The 17910-nt window shown below is 73.0% G+C and carries 16 protein-coding genes, 1 tRNA gene and 2 pseudogenes; 10 read left to right on the top strand and 9 right to left on the bottom strand.

Annotated elements, in window-relative coordinates; genetic code table 11:
- Positions 1-359: 359 nt before the first annotated feature.
- Entirely contained in the window at positions 360-1697 is a 1338-nt protein-coding gene (locus AC07FT_RS25925) for a M20/M25/M40 family metallo-hydrolase (protein WP_479178283.1), read from the bottom strand.
- A 258-nt stretch (positions 1698-1955) separates the two neighbouring features.
- Here AC07FT_RS25925 and AC07FT_RS25920 point away from each other — a divergent pair.
- Positions 1956-2040 (top strand) — tRNA-Leu (locus AC07FT_RS25920).
- Positions 2041-2138: 98 nt separating this feature from the next.
- Here the strand turns inward: AC07FT_RS25920 and AC07FT_RS25915 are convergent.
- Positions 2139-2891 (bottom strand): ABC transporter permease, encoded by a 753-nt coding sequence (locus AC07FT_RS25915; RefSeq protein ID WP_471206057.1) that lies wholly within the window; start codon positions 2889-2891, stop codon positions 2139-2141.
- A 50-nt stretch (positions 2892-2941) separates the two neighbouring features.
- A complete protein-coding gene (locus AC07FT_RS25910) occupies positions 2942-3730 on the bottom strand; it encodes an ABC transporter ATP-binding protein (protein ID WP_479178282.1) in 789 nt (262 codons plus the stop codon).
- 91 nt (positions 3731-3821) lie between these two features.
- On the opposite strand from AC07FT_RS25910, the gene AC07FT_RS25905 reads away from it, so the two are divergent.
- Both AC07FT_RS25905 and AC07FT_RS25900 read left to right on the top strand, forming a co-directional pair.
- Entirely contained in the window at positions 3822-4523 is a 702-nt protein-coding gene (locus AC07FT_RS25905) for a TetR/AcrR family transcriptional regulator (protein WP_479178281.1), read from the top strand.
- The gene (locus tag AC07FT_RS25900) at positions 4511-4819 is read left to right on the top strand and encodes a DUF6204 family protein (RefSeq protein WP_471206048.1); all 309 of its coding nucleotides are present in this window, start codon (positions 4511-4513) and stop codon (positions 4817-4819) included. Before AC07FT_RS25905 ends, AC07FT_RS25900 begins: the two co-directional genes overlap by 13 nt.
- Positions 4820-4858: 39 nt before the next feature.
- On the opposite strand, the gene AC07FT_RS25895 is transcribed toward AC07FT_RS25900, so the two are convergent.
- Entirely contained in the window at positions 4859-5590 is a 732-nt protein-coding gene (locus AC07FT_RS25895) for a CDP-alcohol phosphatidyltransferase family protein (protein WP_471206045.1), read from the bottom strand.
- Positions 5591-5715: 125 nt separating this feature from the next.
- Between AC07FT_RS25895 and AC07FT_RS25890 the strand changes: the two genes are divergently transcribed.
- The 5 genes and pseudogenes from AC07FT_RS25890 to AC07FT_RS25870 form a co-directional block, all read left to right on the top strand.
- Complete coding sequence (locus tag AC07FT_RS25890; RefSeq protein ID WP_431773455.1) at positions 5716-6693, top strand: zinc-dependent alcohol dehydrogenase; 978 nt, start codon at positions 5716-5718, stop codon at positions 6691-6693.
- A gap of 100 nt (positions 6694-6793) precedes the next feature.
- A complete protein-coding gene (locus tag AC07FT_RS25885) occupies positions 6794-7192 on the top strand; it encodes a 6-pyruvoyl trahydropterin synthase family protein (RefSeq protein ID WP_471206042.1) in 399 nt (132 codons plus the stop codon).
- Positions 7189-8295 carry a glycosyltransferase family 4 protein gene (locus tag AC07FT_RS25880; protein ID WP_479178280.1) on the top strand — a complete coding sequence of 369 codons (1107 nt, stop codon included), beginning with the start codon at positions 7189-7191 and terminating at the stop codon, positions 8293-8295. The genes AC07FT_RS25885 and AC07FT_RS25880 overlap by 4 nt, the downstream gene beginning before the upstream one ends.
- Positions 8223-9134, top strand: a complete 912-nt coding sequence (locus AC07FT_RS25875) for a class I SAM-dependent methyltransferase (protein WP_479178279.1) — start codon at positions 8223-8225, stop codon at positions 9132-9134. Before AC07FT_RS25880 ends, AC07FT_RS25875 begins: the two co-directional genes overlap by 73 nt.
- Positions 9131-9970: pseudogene (locus AC07FT_RS25870) on the top strand (lysylphosphatidylglycerol synthase transmembrane domain-containing protein); the annotation flags it as partial. The gene AC07FT_RS25875 and the pseudogene AC07FT_RS25870, both read left to right, overlap by 4 nt.
- Positions 9971-10246: 276 nt before the next feature.
- Here the strand turns inward: AC07FT_RS25870 and AC07FT_RS25865 are convergent.
- Positions 10247-10894 (bottom strand): annotated as a pseudogene (locus AC07FT_RS25865) (RibD family protein); the annotation flags it as partial.
- Positions 10891-11643 (bottom strand): creatininase family protein, encoded by a 753-nt coding sequence (locus AC07FT_RS25860; protein WP_479178278.1) that lies wholly within the window; start codon positions 11641-11643, stop codon positions 10891-10893. The gene AC07FT_RS25860 and the pseudogene AC07FT_RS25865, both read right to left, overlap by 4 nt.
- Positions 11644-11741: 98 nt before the next feature.
- Between AC07FT_RS25860 and ribA the strand changes: the two genes are divergently transcribed.
- Both ribA and AC07FT_RS25850 read left to right on the top strand, forming a co-directional pair.
- Positions 11742-12398, top strand: coding sequence for a GTP cyclohydrolase II (gene ribA, locus AC07FT_RS25855; protein WP_471206031.1), 657 nt, complete (start codon positions 11742-11744; stop codon positions 12396-12398).
- 137 nt (positions 12399-12535) lie between these two features.
- Positions 12536-13636, top strand: coding sequence for a serine hydrolase domain-containing protein (locus AC07FT_RS25850; RefSeq protein WP_479178277.1), 1101 nt, complete (start codon positions 12536-12538; stop codon positions 13634-13636).
- A 43-nt stretch (positions 13637-13679) separates the two neighbouring features.
- Here the strand turns inward: AC07FT_RS25850 and AC07FT_RS25845 are convergent, their stop codons facing one another.
- From AC07FT_RS25845 to AC07FT_RS25835, 3 genes are read right to left on the bottom strand one after another with little or no spacing between them, the layout of a single operon-like run.
- Positions 13680-15641 carry a GMC family oxidoreductase gene (locus AC07FT_RS25845; RefSeq protein ID WP_479178276.1) on the bottom strand — a complete coding sequence of 654 codons (1962 nt, stop codon included), beginning with the start codon at positions 15639-15641 and terminating at the stop codon, positions 13680-13682.
- Positions 15638-17101, bottom strand: a complete 1464-nt coding sequence (locus AC07FT_RS25840) for a hypothetical protein (RefSeq protein WP_479178275.1) — start codon at positions 17099-17101, stop codon at positions 15638-15640. Before AC07FT_RS25840 ends, AC07FT_RS25845 begins: the two co-directional genes overlap by 4 nt.
- Positions 17098-17790 (bottom strand): FadR/GntR family transcriptional regulator, encoded by a 693-nt coding sequence (locus AC07FT_RS25835; protein WP_432010305.1) that lies wholly within the window; start codon positions 17788-17790, stop codon positions 17098-17100. The genes AC07FT_RS25840 and AC07FT_RS25835 overlap by 4 nt, the downstream gene beginning before the upstream one ends.
- Positions 17791-17910 lie beyond the last annotated feature (120 nt).

Genomic DNA, 17910 nt, shown 5'->3' with positions numbered 1-17910 from the left:
GGAACCACCCGGGATCACATCCCGGTGGACCGTGACCCGATGTCACGTGATCGATGCGGTAGTTGCCGAAGGCGGGGTACTGCTCCCACCCCCCAATTCGGCATCGCGGCCCCTGTCACGAGCCGCACACACCATGTAACGAGGAGGGAGCAATCAAGCTATCAAGCTACGACAGCATTCACTCTTTTCGGTTCTTTCGGTATGTCTGATCGATTAGGCCGAACCGGTGGATGCCCGTGACCGATCGCCGTCCGCACCGGTCACAGCGGTGACCGGCGCGGACCGGCCCGCACACCGCGAGCGCCGGCACGGCACGAGCCGGGCCATGGCGCGGCCATGGCCCGGCTCGGATCAGGTGATCAGCAGGCGTCCAGGAACCGGTCCAGCACCCGCACCCCGAACTTCAGCCCGTCCACCGGCACCCGCTCGTCGACGCCGTGGAACATCCCGGCGAAGTCCAGCTCCGGGGGCAGCTTCAGCGGAGCGAACCCGAAGCAGCGGATGCCCAGGTCGTCGAAGGACTTGGCGTCGGTACCGCCCGAGAGGCAGTACGGCACGGCGCGGGCGATCGGGTCCTCGGCCTTGAGCGCCGACTGCATGGCATCGACCAGGGCGCCGTCGAAGCTGGTCTCCAGCGCCTTGTCCGCGTGCACGTCCTCGCGCCTGACCCGCGGGCCGAGGATGCGGTCGAGGTCGGCGAGGAACTCCTCCTCGTACCCCGGCAGGAAGCGCCCGTCGACGTGGGCGGTGGCCTGCCCCGGGATCACATTGACCTTGTAGCCGGCGCCGAGCATCGTCGGCGCGGCCGTGTTCTGCAGCGTCGCCCCGATGATCTTCGCGATACCGCCCAGCCTGGCGAGGGTCTCGTCCATGTTCTCCGGGTCGAGCGGAGTGCCGAGGGCATCGGAGAGCTCGTCCAGGAAGGACCGCACGGTCTTGGTGACCCGCACCGGGAACTTGTGCCGCCCCAGGCGTCCGACCGCCTCCGCCAGCTCCGTGATCGCGTTGTCGTTGTTGGTCATGGAGCCGTGCCCCGCGGTGCCCTCCACCGTGAGCCGCATCCAGTGCATGCCCTTCTGGGCGGTCTCGATCAGGTACAGCCGCAGATCCTCGTTGACGGTGAACGAGAACCCGCCGACCTCGCCGATCGCCTCCGTCACGCCCTCGAAGACCTCGGGGTGCTCATTGACCAGGTGCCGCGCCCCGTAGACCCCGCCCGCCTCCTCGTCGGCGAGGAAGGCCAGCACGATGTCGCGCGGGGGCTTGCGGCCGGTGCGCAGCCGCTCCCGGACGACCGCGAGCGTCATCGCGTCCATGTCCTTCATGTCGACCGCGCCGCGACCCCAGACGCAGCCGTCCGCGATCTCCCCGGAGAAGGGGTGGTGGGTCCAGTCCTCGGCGTTGGCCGGGACCACATCGGTGTGGCCGTGGATGAGCAGCGCCGGGCGGGAGGGGTCCTCGCCCTCGATCCGCGCCACCGTCGAGGCCCGGCCCTTGTGCGACTCGATGATCCTCGGCTCGAGCCCCACCTCGGCCAGCTTCTCGGCGACGTACTCGGCGGCCGCGCGCTCGCCGGGGCCGGAGTGGTCACCGTAGTTACTGGTGTCGATACGGATCAGGTCGCGGCAGAGGTCGACGACCTCGTCCTCGCCCGTGACCGTACCGGCGGTCGTCGCGTCCGAAAGCGACTCACTCACGCTGCCTCCTCCTGTTCACTGCCGCGGCGCGCAGCCCGCAGCCGGGCCGACCCACGACGGGGCCCACCAGCCATACTCCACCCCCCGCCCGCCCAGCCCAAGGCGGCAATATCGCCGTCATGCCCCCGTCACACACCACCCCCGCCGAGAACCCCCCGGCCACCGGCCCGGGCCCGCGCATCCGTGTGATCGAGCACGCCCGGATGTTTGCTATGGTTTCCACGTCGGAGCGGCCGCGGGCCGCACGGCAGACACCTGGTCCGGGTGGCGGAATGGCAGACGCGCTAGCTTGAGGTGCTAGTGCCCTTTATCGGGCGTGGGGGTTCAAGTCCCCCCTCGGACACACAGCGATACAGCTTCATACCGGATGCGGCCCGAGGATCTCCTCGGGCCGCATCCGTCGTTGTGCCACCGTATGTTCCCGGGCGGCCCCGGGGACCGCTAGGCCGGGGCGTTCCGGAAGAGGCGGGCGCCGGCGAGGAGGCAGAGCGCGGCCAGGGCCAGGGTGACGGCCGCGCCGACGGCCACCGTGCCGTTCGCGTAGTGGCCCAGGAAGACCTGGCGCACGGCGTCGACCGTGTACCGGAACGGGACGGCTCGGGAGATGCCGTCGAGCCAGCCGGGGGCCAGCGACATCGGCAGCAGCAGACCGGCCAGCAGCATCAGCGGCATGCCCGCGGTGTTGACGACGGCGGCGAACTCCGGGCCCGTCCTGATGTGCATCGCCAGACCGTAGGAGAGGGCGGAGAGCGCCGCGGCGACCACGGCGACGAAGAGCAGGCCGAGCAGGACGCCCGGCAGCGGGGCGCGCAGACCGAGGGCCAGGCCGAGGAGGACGAGCAGGACGGCCTGGGCCACCAGTTGGACGACGTCGCGGAGGGTCCGGCCGAGCAGCAGGGCGAGCGGGGTCACGGGGGTGACGCGCATCCGGTCGACCACCCCGAGGTTGCGGTCCATCAGCAGACCGAGTCCCACGTACGAGCCGCCCAGCAGGGTGAGCTGGATGAGGACGCCGGGGACCAGGGCCTGCCAGGAGGAGCCGCTGACGCCGATGTCCAGCTCGGTCAGCAGCGGACCGAAGAGCGCGAGGAAGAGCAGGGGCTGGAGCATGCCGAAGAAGAGATTGGTCTTGGAGCGGAGGGTCGCGCGCAGAGCGCGGCCGAAGACGATGCCGGTGTGGGCGAGAAGTGTCATGGGTCTCATGGGGTTGAGGTGGATGGGGTGGGGCCAGATGGTGGCGGGACTCAGATGGCCACCGGTTCAGCGGTCGCGCCGCGTCCGGTGATGGCGAGGAACGCGTCCTGGAGGCTGGCCGCCGGATCACCGGTGTAGCGGGTCTTGAGGTCGGCCGGGGTTCCCTCGGCAACGATCCGTCCGGAGTCCACGACCACCACGCGGTCGGCGAGCGCGTCGGCCTCGTCCAGGTAGTGGGTGGTCAGGAAGACGGTCGTGCCGTGTTCGGCGCGGACGCGGGCGACCAGCTCCCACAACTCGGCCCGGCTGCCGGGGTCGAGCCCCGTCGTCGGCTCGTCGAGGAAGAGCACCTCGGGCCGGTTGACCAGGCCCATCGCGATCTCCAGCCGACGGCGCTGACCACCGGAGAGCGCACCGGCCGGACGGTCCATCAGGTCCGACAGGCCGAGCTCGCGGGCGAGTTCACCCGCGCGTTCACGTGCGGCGCCGCGGGACATCAGATGCAGTCGGCACTGGGTGACCAGCTCCTCGCGGACCCCGCAGGCGGGGTCCAGCCCGCCCGACTGGGCCACGTAGCCGATGCGGCGGCGGACGCCCGCCGGGTCGCGCAGCAGGTCATGACCCGCGATCTCGGCATCACCGCCGCTGGGCGGCAGCAGGGTGGTGAGCATGCGCAGGGTGGTGGTCTTGCCCGCGCCGTTGGGGCCGAGGAAGCCGAGGATCTCACCCCGGCCGACGGTGAGGTCGATACCGCGGACGGCGTGCACCGGTCCGCTCTTGAGCGGGAAGGTCCGGGTGAGGCCCCGGATCCGGATCACGGATGAGGAGAGTGAGGACATGGCGAGGATGGAAGCACAACGGACTGCAAAACTGCAATCGACTTAATCTTTGGAGGTCGATGAGACTTTGCAGTGCGGTTAGACTTCCGCCATGGCTGAAGGACTACGGGAACGGCACAAGCGGCGTACGCGCCTGCGCATCACGGAGACGGCCGTGACCCTGTTCGTGGAGCGCGGCTTCGACCAGGTCACGGTCGCCGAGGTCGCGGAGGCGGCGGAGGTCTCGGTGAACACGCTGTACAAGTACTTCCCGGCGAAGGAGGACCTGGTCCTGCCGCCCGACCAGGCGTCCCCCGAGCGGCTCGCCGATATCGTCCGGCAGCGCGGCCCCGGCCGGACCGCCGCGCGGGCGGTCCTCGGGCGGCTGCGCGAGGAGGTGCGCCGCCGCGACCGCGCGGTGGGCCTGTCCGAGGGGTACGGCCGGTTCTTCGCGATGATGCGTGCCGCCCCGACCCTCCTCGCCCGGCTGGAGGACCTCGGCTCCCGGATGACCGACGCGCTCGCCGCGGTCCTCGCCGAGGAGACCGGCGCGGCGCCGGACGATCCGCTGCCACGGGTGATGGCCACACAGATCAGCTGCAACCACGCGCTGGTCTACGCCGAGATCGGCAAGCGCACCACGGCGGGTGAGTCGCCGGACACCATCGCCGCCGCCGTCCTCGAACTCCTCGACCTCATCGAGGAGTCCTTGGGCGAGCGGGTGCTCGGCTACGCCCCGAAGACCTCCAAGTCCCCGCAGTCCCCGCAGTCCCCGCAGTCCCCGCAGGAGGAGGACCGGCCGTGTTCAGGGTGACGATCCGGGGTGTGTTCGACGGACTGGACGACGCCCAGCGCACCGCCCTCACCGCGAGCTCCGGCCCCTTCCAGGCCGCGTTCACCGAGGCGGGCGGCTTCACCTGCGACACCGGTCTGTCGGCGTTCACCTTCCGCTGCCAGGTGGAGGTGGTGGAGCCGGACGACGGTGAACAGGGCGCCACGCGGCGGGCGCTGGCGGTCCTGGACGCGTACGGCTATCCGTACCGGGTGCTGCGGACCGGGGTCACCGATATGCGCACCATCAAGGTCCGCCGCAAGGGCCGCCGTTCCTGACGGCCCGGCGCCGGCGAACTGCGCCGCGGGGCGTGTCCCTCAGCCCTGCGCACGCTGGTGACGGGTGCGCCACAGCCACCCGATGTCACGGGTGAAGGACCAGCTCAGCAGGGCCAGGGCGAGCAGTACTTCGGCGAAGGCCGCGGTCCTGGGGAGGATCGCGGCCCCGGCCACCAGCAGGGCGATGCCCTGGAGCGCGGCCACCGTCTTGCGGGCCGTGCTCGGCGGCAGTTCACCGTGCAGCCACGGCAGGAACCGGGCCGCCAGGACGAAGGCGTAGCGCATGGCACCGATCAGCAGCACCCAGGGGCCGAGCGAGGTGGCCACGTAGACGCTGAGCACCAGGATGAGGAACGCGTCCACCTCCATGTCGAAGCGGGCGCCCAGCGGCGAGGAGGTACCGGTGCGGCGGGCCACCTTGCCGTCCACCGCGTCCAGGATCAGCGCCACCGCGGTGAGCGCGACCAGCACCGTGACCTGCGGCGGACTCTGGAAGGAGTCGGCGACCAGCGCGGTCACCCCGCCGACCAGGGTGGCCCGCGCCAGGGTGACGCGGTTGGCCGCCCCGAACGAGCGCAGCCACGAACGGGACACGGCGCGGTTGAGCACCGCCCAGGTGGCGAGGGCGAAGACCAGTCCGGTCAGCCATCCCGCCGGACCGAGGCCGAGTGCCGTGCCGAGCAGGGCGATCAGGGCGAGCTGGGCACCCGCCCCCGCCGCGGTCTCCTGTCGCAGCGGTTTGGCGTTGTATGTGTCATTCAGGGTTGCCACCGTGCACCCTCCGGCTGTGTGGCGGAGTTGATGAGCGCCGCGTACCGTGATCGCGGCTGCCCTTCCGTACGTGTGCCGCCGCCCGATTGTTCAGCTGTTCAGCGCGATCCCTCTGGAGGACACCGATGGAGCGCGTCGCCCGCGCCTTCTGGCTCCGCTCCCCCGGCCACGGCGAGATACGGGAGGTGGAGCTGCCCGAACCCGCCGATGACGAGGTGGTGGTGCGCGCCCTGTGCTCGGGTGTCAGCCGGGGTACGGAGACCCTGGTGTTCCGGGGCGGGGTGCCGGAGAGCCAGCACACCGCGATGCGGGCGCCGTTCCAGGAGGGCGCGTTCCCGGCGCCGGTGAAGTACGGCTATCTCAGTGTCGGCGAGGTGGAGCAGGGGCCCCGGGAACTGCTGGGGCGCACGGTGTTCTGTCTGTATCCGCACCAGACCCGCTATGTGGTCCCGGCGAGCGCGGTGACGGTGGTGCCCGAGGACGTGCCCGCGCGGCGGGCGGTGCTGGCCGGGACGGTGGAGACCGCGGTGAACGCGGCGTGGGACGCCGCGCCGCTGCTCGGGGACCGGATCGCGGTGGTGGGCGCCGGGATGATCGGGGCGAGTGTGGCCGCCGTACTGGCCCGCTATCCGGCCGTGCGGGTGCAGTTGGTGGACGCCGATCCGGCGCGGGCCGGTGTCGCGGCGGCGCTCGGCGTGGAGTTCGCGCTGCCGGAGGAGGCCGCGGACGGCTGTGACCTGGTGGTGCACGCCAGCGCCAGCGAGGCCGGGCTCGCCCGTTCGCTGGAACTGCTCGCCCCGGAGGGCACGGTGGTGGAGCTGAGCTGGTACGGCGACCGGCGGATCAGTCTGCCGCTGGGCGAGGCGTTCCACTCGCGCCGGCTGACCGTGCGCAGCAGCCAGGTGGGGACGGTGTCGCCGAACCGGGGCCCGCGCCGCGGCTACGGCGACCGGCTCGCGCTGGCCCTGGAGCTGCTGGCCGATCCCTCCTTCGACGCGCTGGTGACCGGGGAGTGCTCCTTCGAGGAGCTGCCGGGGGTGTTGCCGCGGCTGGCCTCGGGTGAACTCCCGGGGCTGTGCCACCGTGTGCTGTACGGCCCCTGAGGCCGCCGCGAAATCGGTCTGAACACGGAGAACGCATCGGCCGTACTAAACGGCGTGCCCCGGCAGACGGGCCCGACGCGCGCACCTGGAGGGTCATCCGTTGTTCAGCATCACCGTCCGCGACCACATCATGATCGCCCACAGCTTCCACGGCGAGGTCTTCGGACCCGCGCAGCGGTTGCACGGGGCGACGTTCCTCGTGGACGCCACGTTCCGCCGCACCGAGCTGGACGATGACAACATCGTCGTCGACATCGGACTGGCCACCCGTGAACTCGGTCAGGTGACCGGGGCGCTGAGCTATCGCAATCTCGACGACGAACCGGACTTCGCGGGGATCAACACCTCCACGGAGTTCCTGGCCAAGGTGATCGCCGACCGGCTGGTGGAGCGGGTGCACGCCGGGGCGCTGGGCGAAGGGGCCCGGGGTCTGTCGGGGGTGACGGTCACCCTGCACGAATCCCATATCGCCTGGGCGAGCTACGAGCGTGCCCTGTGAGCGGCGGTGAACCGCGGGCGGTGCACATCGTGATGCCCGGCGATGTGCACGATCCCACCGCGCCGAGCGGGGGCAACGTCTATGACCTGCGGGTGTGCCGGGATCTGCCCGGCACCGGCTGGGAGGTGCACGAGCACGCGGTGACCGGGGCGTGGCCCCAGCCGACCGCCGGTTCCCGTGCCGAACTGGCCCGGATCCTTGGGGAGCTGCCCGACGGCAGTGTGGTGCTCCTCGACGGGCTGGTGGCCTGCGCCGTGCCGTACCTCGTCGTGCCCGAGGCGGCGCGGCTGCGGCTGGCGGTGCTGGTGCATCTGCCGCTCGGTGACGAGACCGGGCTCGCCCCGGGCCGGTCGGCGGACCTCCAGTCGCTGGAGGGCCGGACGCTGCGGGCGGTGGACGCGGTGGTGGCCACCAGCGACTGGGCTGCCCGGCGGCTGGTGGAGCTGCACGGACTCGCCCCGGGGCAGGTGCATGTGGCCGCGCCCGGGGCGGATGTGGGGCCCGCCGCGGAGGGCGGCGAGGCCGGGACGCGGCTGCTGTGCGTGGCGTCGGTGACCCCGCGCAAGGGGCAGCGGGGACTGATCGAGGCACTGGCCGGGATCGGCGATCTGCCGTGGGAGTGCACGTTCGTGGGCGGTCTCGACCGGCATCCGGGCTATGTGGAGCGGGTGCGGGAGCTGATCGGCCGGTCGCGTCTGGAGGACCGGCTGCGGCTGGTCGGACCGCGCTCGGGCGCGGAGCTGGAGGCCAGTTACGCCGCCGCCGATCTGCTGGTGCTGCCCTCGCATGCGGAGACCTACGGCATGGCGGTCACCGAGGCGCTGGCCCGTGGCATTCCGGTGCTCGCCACCGAGGTGGGCGGGGTCCCGGAGGCGGTGGGCAAGGCGCCGGACGGCAGTGTGCCGGGCATGCTCATCGCCCCGGAGGACCCGGAGGCGCTCACCACCGCGCTGCGCCGCTGGCTGGGCGAGCCCGCCACGCGGCGGCGGTTGCGGGAGGCCGCGCGCGGCCGACGCACCGCCCTGGACGGGTGGGACACGACATCGCGGAGTCTGGCCACGGTGCTGGACCGGCTCCGCCGGGACACCGGGAGGGCCGCGTGACGGCGACCGACACACCGCGCTACACCCCCGACTGGCTTCAGCTGCGCGAGGGTGCCGACGCGGCGGCCCGCGCTCCCGAACTGCTGGATTCGCTGCGGGCTCATCTGGCCGCGCGGCCGGGGCCGGCCGGTCCGCTGGTGGTGCACGACCTGGGCTGTGGCACCGGGTCGATGGGCCGCTGGCTGGCGCCCCGGCTGCACGCGCCGCAGCGCTGGGTGCTGCACGACCGGGATCCCCGGCTGCTCCAGCGGGCCGCCGAACAGCCGCCGTGCGACGCCGGGGGCACACCGGTGCAGGTGGAGACCCGGCGGGGCGATCTGGGACAGCTGACCGCGGCGGATCTGGCGGGTGCCTCCCTGGTGACCGCCTCGGCGCTGCTGGACGTCCTGACGCGGGAGGAGATCGACCGGCTGGCCGCGCTGTGCGCGGAGGCCGGGTGTCCGGTGCTGCTGGCGCTGTCGGTGATGGGCCGGGTCGAGCTGACCCCGGCCGATCCGCTGGACGACGAGATCCTGGACGCCTTCAACGCCCATCAGCGGCGTGGGGTGCTGCTGGGTCCGGACGCGGTGGCGGTGGCCACCGAATCGTTCCAACGGCGGGGCGTGGTGGTGCGGACCCACAGCAGCCCGTGGCGGCTGGGCCCGGAGGAGTCCGCGCTGACGGCGGAGTGGCTGCGGGGCTGGGTCGGTGCGGCCAAGGAGCAGCGGCCGGACCTCGGGGCACGCGCGGACGCGTATCTGCGGCGCCGGCTGGCGGTGTGCGCGTCCGGTGGTCTGGGAGCGGTGGTGCACCACCGCGATCTGCTGGCGCTGCCCGTACCGGTGGGGGCGGCGGCATGAGCGGGGCGGTCCGGGCACGGCTCGGCGCGGTGGCCGGTGCGGTCATCCTCGCGGTGCTGCTGTGGCGGCTGGGCACGGGCGCGTTCGTGGACGGACTGCGCAGGATCGACGGGCCGACGCTGCTGGCGGCGCTCGGACTGGGTCTGCTCACCACGGTGTTCAGCGCATGGCGCTGGTGTCTGGTGGCGCGGGGGCTGCGGATCCGGCTGCCGCTGGGCCGGGCCGTGGCGGACTACTACCGCTCGCTGTTCCTCAACGCCGCGCTGCCCGGCGGGGTGCTGGGCGATGTGCACCGCGCGGTGCGCCATGGGCGCACCTCCGGTGATGTCGGGCGGGGTGTGCGTGCGGTGGTGCTGGAGCGGGTCGCCGGTCAGGTGGTGCTGATCGCGGTGGGGCTGGTGCTGGTGCTGGCCCATCCGGCGGTGGCACTTGAGCAGACCGGCCGGGTGGCCGGCCGTATCGCCGGGTCCCCGACCGCCGTGGCGGCGGTGGCCGTGGTGGCCGCCGGGGTGGTGGCGCTGCTGGTGCGGCGGCGCCGCGGAGCGGCCGGCCCCTCGCGGGGTCGGCGGGCGCTCCGCGGCGCGCTGGCCGAGGCGCGCCGCGGGCTGCTGGCCCGCGGCAGCTGGCCGGGGGTGGCGGTGGCCTCGGTGGTCGTCCTGGCCGGACATGTGGCCACGTTCCTGCTGGCCGCGCGGGCCGCGGGGTCAACCGCTCCGGTCGCCGTGCTGGTGCCGCTGCTGGTGCTGGCCCTGATCGCCATGGCGCTGCCGCTGAACGTCGGCGGCTGGGGTCCCCGGGAGGGGGTCACCGCCTGGGCGTTCGGCGCCGCGGGGCTCGGCGCCGGCCAGGGTCTTTCGGTGGCCGTGGTCTACGGGGTGCTCACCTTCGCGGCGAGCCTGCCCGGTGTCGCGGTGCTCATCGGCCAGTGGGCCACCGGGCTGCGGCGTCCCCAGGTCGAGTTCGAAGAGGGTGTCCTCACCGAGGACACCGCGGCGCACGGAGGGGCGCAGCGCGTCCCGCAGCACCGGGGTACCGGCGAACCGCAGTCCGGGGACGCCGTCGCCGATCAGGACCGGCGCCACGGTGACGTAGAGCCGGTGCAGTGCCCGCTCGTGCAGAAAGCGGGACACGGTCACACCGCCGCCCTCGACCAGCATCCGGCCCAGGCCGCGCCGCGCGAGCGCGTCCACCAGGCGGTGGGGGGCGAACGCGTCGCGGTCCGGCAGCGCCAGCACCTCCACGCCCTCCGGGGCGGCCGGGTGCTCGCCGCCGGCGGCCACCACCCACAGCGTGGGCGCTGAACCGTCCGTGAAGACCCGGCGAGTGAGGGGAACCCGGCCATGCGGATCGACGACAACACGCACCGGATGGTCACCGGCGCAGGCGCGGACGGTGAGTTGCGGATCGTCGGCGGCGGCGGTTCCGGCGCCGACGAGCACCGCGTCGGTGAGGGCCCGCAGCCGGTGCAGATGGAGGCGGTCCTCCTCACCGGTGACGTAGTCGGAGTCACCGGTGCGGGTGGCGATGAACCCGTCCAGGCTCTGGCCGAGCTGGGCCACCACCAGCCGGGGCCCGGCCAGGCACAGGGGGGCGTAGCGCGCGGCGAGTTCCCCGGCTTCGGGTGTGGCGGGCTGCCGCCACCGGTGCGTACCGTCCGCGTCCCGGACCAGACCGGCCGCCTCGGCCTCCGTTCCGGTCCGGACCGCGCGCAGCAGGTCCCACGCGCGCGCCGCGTCGAGTTCGGCGGTGCGGTCCGTCATCGCGTCTCCTCCCGGGCGCCGAGCATGGAGAGATACTCATGGAAGGAATCGACGAGACCGGCCAGGAGTTCCTTTCCCTTTTCGGCGGATGCCAGGGAGGGCCTCCCTATGACCCCGGACTCCGTATAGGCGGACATACCGAGGGTGAGCAGATGCTTCCGGTCATCCGCTATCCAGTCGGCCTTTTCCTGTCCGGGCCGGACGAGTTCCGGGCGGACCCGCAGGAGGATGGAAGTCTCCAGTTCTCCGGCATGCATATCGCTGTTGGACGGCGTCTGCACTCCTGCCCGCTCACGCGCGGCCGCCCAGTCGGCCGAGCCGGGGAAAAGTGCCATACGCATACCGGTGCCCGCGGATTCCTGTACCACGTTCCGCAGCACGTAATTCCCGCCGTGTCCGTTGATCACGACGAGGGCGTGGACGCCCGAGGCCCGCAGCGATACGGCGATGTCCCGGACGACGGCGTGCAGGGTGGCCGCGGAAATGCTCACCGTACCGGGCCAGTCCGCGTGCTCGTGCGAGCAGGAGACGGTGATCGGGGGCAGGGCGAGCACCGGGTGGACCGCGGCGATCTCACTGGCGATCGCGCAGGCCACGACCGTGTCCGTGATCAGCGGGAGTCCGGCGCCGTGCTGTTCGAAACTCCCCACGGGCAGGACGGCGACCCGGGCTCCCCGGGCCCGGACGTCCTCCGTCGTATCCGTCGGCAGAAGATCCGGGACCTGTGGTCGCGTTCCCGAACTGGTCATGTTTTCCGGGCCTTTCGTTCGTACACCGGGGCATCGTGTCGACACATGCCCGCCATTTTCACCTACACCGCAGGCAGTTTGCCAGATAGGATCGGGACATGACAGTAAGTGATAGCGTGTTCGACTCCAGCGCTCGCACCGCGGGTGCCAAGCGCGTGGCGAATCTCCAACTGTCCACCGTGTACGGTGAATTCCGCGCGGTCGGCTACCTCGACCTCAATCGCGGGGATGAACAAATAGCCCTGGTATACGGTGACGTCGAGGGTGAGGACGTCCTTACCCGGCTGCATTCGGAGTGCCTGACCGGAGATGCCTTCGGATCCAAGCACTGCGAGTGCGGGGATCAGCTCTCCGCCGCGCTGAACACCATCACCCGCGAGGGCCGCGGCATTCTGATCTACCTTCGCGGCCATGAGGGCCGGGGCATCGGTCTGCTCTCCAAACTGCAGGCGATGCAGCTCCAGGCCGAGGGGATGGACACCGTCGAGGCCAATCTGGCCCTCGGACTGCCCGCGGACGCGCGTGACTACCAGGTGGCGGCCGAGATGCTGCACGACCTCCAGGTGCGGTCGGTGCGGCTGCTGTCCAACAACCCGCTCAAGCGGGACGCGCTGCTGCGCCACGGCATCGGCGTCAGCGAGCAGGTGCCGCTGCTGACCCCGCCGCGCGAGGAGAACATCACGTATCTGCGCACCAAGCGGGACCGGATGGACCACTACCTGCCGCATCTGGAGGTCGCGGCCGACCGTTCGTGAGGGCGGTCCGTGACCGCCGCGGCGCGCGGCCCGCGGACCCCGCCGCGGGCGCCCCGCCGGGGCGGCGATGAGTTTCCCGGCGCCCCCCGGTCTCACCTTCCACAGGCGCGACAGCGGTACGCGGATGAGGAGCGGTGATGGACGGCTTGGCGGAGCGGGTCCGGCGGAGCATCGACCGGATGGTGGAGTCCGGGGCGGAGCGCGGTGTCCAGGTGGCGGTCTACCGGCACGGGGAGCTGGTGGTGGACACGGTGGCGGGGATCGCCGATCCGGCCACCGGACGGCCGGTGACCCCGGCGACGGTGTTCTACAACTACTCCATCGGCAAGTCGGCCGCCTCCGCGCTGGTGCACCTGCTGGCCGAGCGGGGCGCGTTCGGCTACGACACCCCGGTGGCCGCGCTGTGGCCGGAGTTCGGGGCACGCGGCAAGGAGCGGGTGACCGTACGGCAGGTGCTCACGCACTCCGCCGGGGTGCCGGGGCTGCCCCTGGACACCACCCCGGAGGAGCTGTGCGACTGGGAGCGGATGTGCGCGGTGATCGCCGACGCCGAGCCGTGGTGGGAGCCGGGCACGGCGGTCGGCTATCACGCGTACACCTTCGGCTACATCGTCGGTGAGATCGTGCGCCGGGTGACCGGCCGCCCCCTCGCCCGGGTGCTGCACGAGGAGCTGACCGGACCGCTGGGCGTGGCGGACGAGCTGTACTTCGGAATGCCGGTGTCCGAGCACGGACGGCTGGCGCGTCTGGAGGACGCGCCGGGCGCCGGGGATCTGTGGGCGGAGCTGCCCGAGGACCTGCCGATGTTCCGGGCCGGGCCGAAGGCAGCGTTCCCCACGGCCGCGCTGGGCAACCGCACGGACATCCTGGCCGCCGACATCCCGGCGGGCGGCAAGACCTCCGCCCGCGCCATGGCCCGGCTCCACGCCGCCCTGATGGGTGACGTCCCCGGTGTCCGGCTGGTCTCCCCGGAGCGGCTGCGGGAGATGACCTCGGTGGCGGCGAGCGGCACCGACCGGATCTACGGCAACGAGTCCACCTGGGGGCTCGGTTTCGCACTCGGACTGCCCGACGGCTCACCGCGGAAGGCCGGAGTGTTCGGCATGGGCGGCGCCGGTGGCAGTTTCACCTTCGGGGACGTGGCGAACGGAGTGGCCTTCGCCCTCACCAAGAACCGGCTCACCCCGGACTTCTCCGCCGCCACCGAGGTCATCGGCATCGTGACCGCCGGGGTCTAGTGCCGCGTCAGCCAAGGGCACTAGGCCGTGTCGGACGCGCCGGTCAGCCGATGCCGCCCGGGACCGCCACGGCCGTCTCCGCCCCCTCCAGATGGGCCTCGCACACCGTGAGGGCGGCGGCCATGATGGACAGCTGCGGATTGACCTCGGGGCAGCTGGGCAGCACCGAGGCGTCGGCCACCAGCACTCCGCGCACCCCGCGCAGCCGTCCCGCCGGGTCGGCCGGGGCCCGCTGCGGATCGGCGCCCGCCGCGGCCGTACCGGTGGGGTGGAACGCGGACAGATGCAGCTGCCGGCCGTTCACCTTCTCCAGGGCGGCGTCGAGTTCGCCGAGGGTGCGCACCCGGGGGGTGGCGGGGATCCCGGTGAGCACCTCCTCGGCGCCCGCCGCGAGCAGCAGTTCACCCATGGCGCGCACGGCCCGCACCAGACGGCCCGCGTCCCGGCGGTCCAGTCCGTAGCGGAGCAGGGTGCGGTCCCGGCCCAGTACCCGGCCGGACGGCCGGTCCGCGATCATGGCGCCGAAGGTGGCGAGCCGGTCGGAGGTCTCCAGTTCGCGGCGGAGCTCGCCGCCGAGGCCCGGGAGGACGAAGGAGCCCATTCCCGGCGGAGTGGCGGTGGCCTCGATGAGGACGCCGTCGGAGTGGTGTTCCTCCACCCCGACGCTCTGGAGCACCCCTTCCCACGCGGTGACGGGTTCGGCGAACCGCCCGGCCACGCTGGTCGCCGGATGCACGCTCAGGTTGCGGCCGAGCATCGGATGGCCGCCGAGTCCGGAGCGGCGCAGCAGCGGCGGTGTCTCCAGGGCGCCCGCGGCCACGACCACCAGCGGGGCGAGGATCTCCAGTTCGGCCCCGTCCTCCCGCCGCACCCGCACGCCCGCGGCGCGCGGGCCGCCGGGCCGGTCGCGTTCGACGAGGATCCGCCGCACCCGGGCGCCGGTGACGATCCGGGCTCCGGCGGCGCAGGCGTCGGGCAGGACGGACAGCTGCACGCTCTGCTTGGCGCCGGTGGGGCAGCCCACGACGCACTGGCAGGAGCCCTTGCAGCCGGGGGCGTTGCGGCGCAGCGGCGCGGCCTGCCAGCCCAGCCGTTCGGCGCCGCTGAGGGCGAGCAGCCCGTTGTTGCCGAGCACGTCCACCGGCTGGGTGGCCACCTGGAGGGTCTTCTCGGCGTCGTCCAGCGCGGCGTCGAAGCGGTCGGCCAGTTCGAACCCGAAGGCGCCGCGCCACCGGCCGAGGACATGGTCCGGAGTGCGGTAGCAGGTACCGGAGTTGACCACGGTGGTGCCGCCGACGGCCCGGCCGACCGGCAGCAGCAGCGGGGGGTTGCCGACGGCCACGGTGGCGCCGCCGTCCCGGTACAGCTCGGTGAACCGGTCCAGCGGGGTGCGCCGTCCGAAGGAGGCGGTGGAGTGGTGGTGGCCCTCCTCCAGTACGACCACGCTCAGTCCGGCGCGGGCGAGGGTGCGGGCGGCCATGGCCCCGCCCGCACCGGAGCCGATGACCACCGCGTCGGCGGTGGAGCGGGCGGGCCAGGCGTCGGCGGGAGTGCAGTCCAGCGGCGGGTCCTGGCGCGGGAGCGCCGTACCGGGCCGGCTGCCGCCGTGGTCGAGCATGCGCTCGGTTCCGGCGGCGAGCAGGACGGGGACCTTGAGCACGTCGAACAGCGGGAGCAGTGCGGAGCGGGCGCCGAGCGAGCCGAGCAGCCGTTCCCGTTCGTCCGGGCGGAGGGCGCCCAGCCTGCGGCCGGTGGTGGCGAGCGCGAATCCGTCGAGCGCGGCGGCGGCGGCGCGCACTCCGGCGCGGGCGGGCAGCGGCATCGCGGAGAGCACGGTCTCCAGCCGCCGGGGCACCCGGCCGGGCCACGGAGTGGCGCCGTCGTCCGCGAGGAGGGCGGCGACCAGGCCGTCCAGGCTGCCGCCACCGTGCGGGGCGCGCAGCCGGGTCGCGGACGCGCAGACGGCGGCGCGGGAGGTGTCGCCGTGGGGGGTGTCGGGGTTCATCGGTCGCCCACCTCCGCGTGTGCCGTGCCGTCGAGGGTCCAGACGCGTTCCGTACGCCACCTGCCCCACCAGCGTTCGAGCAGGACGTGGGCGTCGGCGCTCTCGCTGTTGCGGCAGACCGCGGGGGAACCGTCGGGATCGGCGTAGTCCAGGGCCAGCGTCCGGTCCTCGGGCTGGGTGACCTCGACGCGGATCCGGCGCAGTCCGGCGCGTCCGGTCACCGTCCAGGTGGGCAGGGCGACATCGGCGCGGAACCGGCCGAGTCCGGCCCAGCCCAGCGCGGCGCGCTCGGCCCGCCGGGGCCAGGTGCGGCCGCGGTGGCGCAGCCGCAGGAAGACCAGCGGGGGCAGCCGCCGCAGTCCGGGACGGGTGGAGACGGCGGCCACGATCTCCAGCACCCCGCCGTCGCCCAGGTCGGCGTGGAGCCAGGCCCAGCGATGGGCGTTGCCGTGACCGTAGATCCGGGCGGAGGCGCCCGGCGCGCCGTCGAGGGTGAGGGTGGTGCCGTCGTAGGTGAGGGTGCCGCTGTAGCGGGCGCGGGCGGCCGGGAGGATCTGGGCCGCGGGCAGCAGGGGGCGCCGCCAGGACCAGCGGGGGAAGGTGTACAGCGGGGTGTCGGTGGGCTGTTCGGCCAGCTTCCAGCTGAACTCCCCCGCCGTACCGCTGAGCCGGCCGGGGGCGGCCTGGACGCCGTCGCCGCTGAAACCCTCGGCGGGGCGGGTCCAGGGGGCGGGACCGAAGCGGGCGTGGCGCACCGGGCCGTCCTGGGGGAAGGCCGCGGCCCAGCCGTGGGCGAAGGCCGGGGATCCGTCGGCGGGGGCCACGAGTTCATGGTGCAGCCAGATTCCGGTGCCGGTGGCCGGGTCGGTGGCGGTGGTGTACCAGACCTCGGTGCGGCCGGGGGTGCCGTCCCACCGGGGCACGTGCAGCGCGGCCGCCTCCTCGCGGCGGGGGAAGCGGAAGCTGGCCAGGAACGGCAGGAGCTGGGTGGTCAGCGGGAACCGTACGGTGCCGGTCCCGATGGCCCTGCCGTCCTCGTACAGCGTGTACGGCAGCACGGTCATCGAGGCGAGCGGACGGCGGGGGCTGATGGACTTCCAGCCGTCGAGGCTGAGGTGGCGGCCGTCCGCGGTGAAGTCGATCCGGTAACGGATGCGGCGCCGGGCGAACGGGGAGATCTCCAGGGTGCCGGTGGCGTCGGGGTCGTCGGCCCACCCGGCGACGCGTATCCGGCCCTCCAGCCGGGCCGGTGTGGTGCCGAGCGGACGCAGCACCCGCTCGGCCGCGACCCGCAGATCGAGGCGGACCGGGCGGTCGTGGTCCTCGCCGTCGAGGCGGATCCGGCCGAGCATGGACTCCCGGAAGGTGGTGCCGCGCCGGGGCGGCCGGTGGCGTTCGGATGTGCCGGTGTCGCTCCCGGGGACGCGGTTGCCGTCCGGGGCGCTGGTGCGCGTGCTCATGCGAGGCCCTCCAGCATGATGCGTTCGGTGGCGGTCAGATACGCCTCGGCGGCCCGGTGCGCGGCGCGCGGATCGCCCCGGACCACGGCCTCGACCACCGGTTCCAGCCGGGCGTGGGCGGCGGCGGGATCGGTGAAGGGCCCGGACAGGGCGGTGCGCACGGGCAGATAGGCGTTGAAGAGGGTGTTGGTGAGCAGGGCGTAGACGCGGTTGCCGGTGGCGCGGGCGAGCGCCCGGTGCACCTCGACGTCGGCCAGCTGCACCGCGTCGGTGTCCCCGGCCTCGCCCACCTCGGCGAGCAGGGTGCGCAGTTCGTCCTTCTGCCCGTCGGTGGCGCGGGTGGCGGCCCGTTCCGCGATCAGCGCGCCCACGGAGCGCCGCACCTCGAACACCTCACCGATCCAGTCGGGGCTGTGCCGCACCAGCATGGGCAGCAGATCGGCGCCGCCGAGGCGGGCGTAGTCGCGCACCCGGGTGCCCACACCGTGCCGGGTCTCCAGCAGTCCGGCCTGGATCAGCCGTCCGAAGGCGTGTTTGAGGGTGGTGCGGGTGACCCCGTATCCCTCGGCGAGTTCGCGCTCCGGTGGCAGCAGGGTGCCCGCCGGATGACGGCCGGTGAAGATGTCCTCCCGCAGGCGGTTCTCCAGGACGTCGACGATGGTTTCGCGGGGCAGTGCCTCCACGCTCATCCTCCCCCAGTGGCTCAGTGGATGAGCCACATGGAATCACCGTGCACAGATCACGTCAAGGTGCGAGGTTACCGCCACCGGACGGGCGATCAGTGCACATTTGTCCGACACTGGGAGAGC

It is taken from the genome of Streptomyces sp. NPDC045899 (assembly GCF_056431485.1).
This window is presented reverse-complemented; position numbering and strand designations above follow the sequence as displayed.